The sequence below is a fragment of the Microcoleus sp. Pol7_A1 genome, from assembly GCF_036701085.1.
In the GTDB taxonomy this organism is placed as follows: domain Bacteria; phylum Cyanobacteriota; class Cyanobacteriia; order Cyanobacteriales; family Microcoleaceae; genus Microcoleus; species Microcoleus asticus.
The window spans coordinates 1-1016 of record NZ_JAUBQD010000177.1 but is presented as its reverse complement, the minus strand read 5'-3'; the positions used below and the strand labels follow the sequence as shown (position 1 = coordinate 1016).

The 1016-nt window shown below is 39.3% G+C and carries 3 protein-coding genes; all 3 read right to left on the bottom strand.

Annotated elements, in window-relative coordinates; translation table 11 throughout:
• Positions 1 to 18 precede the first annotated feature (18 nt).
• From QUA20_RS32275 to QUA20_RS31875, 3 genes are read right to left on the bottom strand one after another with little or no spacing between them, the layout of a single operon-like run.
• Complete coding sequence (locus tag QUA20_RS32275) at positions 19 to 225, bottom strand: hypothetical protein (RefSeq protein ID WP_445304744.1); 207 nt, start codon at positions 223 to 225, stop codon at positions 19 to 21.
• A 26-nt stretch (positions 226 to 251) separates the two neighbouring features.
• The gene (locus tag QUA20_RS31880; protein ID WP_333194345.1) at positions 252 to 584 is read right to left on the bottom strand and encodes a transposase; all 333 of its coding nucleotides are present in this window, start codon (positions 582 to 584) and stop codon (positions 252 to 254) included.
• Positions 581 to 748 carry a hypothetical protein gene (locus tag QUA20_RS31875; protein ID WP_333194344.1) on the bottom strand — a complete coding sequence of 56 codons (168 nt, stop codon included), beginning with the start codon at positions 746 to 748 and terminating at the stop codon, positions 581 to 583. The genes QUA20_RS31880 and QUA20_RS31875 overlap by 4 nt, the downstream gene beginning before the upstream one ends.
• Positions 749 to 1016 lie beyond the last annotated feature (268 nt).

Below are 1016 nucleotides of genomic sequence, written 5' to 3'. Positions count from 1 at the left end.
TTACAGCACTTCCAGATGTTATGAGGTACAGTAGCAGCAATTAGTAAACCAGTTTTTGAGATGTTGAGGATTCATTAAATCCAAAGCCACAGCAATTATGGTGTCAACCATTTTAGTGGTGGTTGGTGAAAACTGGATCAATAAAGATTTGAGTTGCGACCACCATAATTCAATTGGATTAAAATCAGGAGAGTATGGGGACAAACACAAGATTGAAGCACCCATAGCTTCAATCATAGGCTTAATTGAAGCTAGTTTATGCGCGGGTAAATTATCAATTCACGTCTACTGCTCCCGACCACAATTGTGGCGCTAAAAGTTTCAAGGGTAAACACCTCAAATGCTTGGCTATCCATCGAGTTATCTAGGGTCATTAATGCCACTATTTGCGTGAGACTAATTGCACCAATTACTGTGACTTTTTTGCCTCGATAAAAAGGTTTGACCGCATAGGCCCTAGTTCCTAGTTGAGAACGTGCATGAGTTCGGCTTAAACCTAGCAATACTCCAGTCTCATCTAAAAATACTAAATTTTTTGGCTCGATGTCCTTGACTTTTTCCCAATACTCTAACCTTAACTTCATGACTCTTTCTGTTCCTGCTTGGCTACTCCTGATAGTTTTTTTTTGCGATTTAATCCTAACTTCTGTAAGGCACTACACATTGCTGTTCTACCTACCCAATTTCCAGTCTTTTGGGCGAATAACTCACACAATTCTACCAAGGTTGCATCGGGATGTGCTGCCACTATTTCTCTTACTTCTGTTGAGCCGTTATTTAAATGACTTAATCTGGGTTTCCCCCTGGGTTTAGGCTGTAAATTTCCTTCTATTTTTTGTTGCTTGACAAGTTTTTGAACTAAGCTTTTACTGCAGGCAAATATTTCTGCTGTTTTTCTGATCGACAGCTTCTGATCTAGATGGGCTGCTACTATGAAAGGCTCGCAAATCTACTGAGTATGCTTTCATTGGTATATTATTTTTAGTCAATTCTATTGTACCTCATAACATCCGGAA

Bases quoted from the DNA above. Each gene is read 5' to 3' on its own strand.
- QUA20_RS32275 (WP_445304744.1), bottom strand. From the start codon at position 225: ATGGGTGCTTCAATCTTGTGTTTGTCCCCATACTCTCCTGATTTTAAT.
- QUA20_RS31880 (WP_333194345.1), bottom strand. From the start codon at position 584: ATGAAGTTAAGGTTAGAGTATTGGGAAAAAGTCAAGGACATCGAGCCA.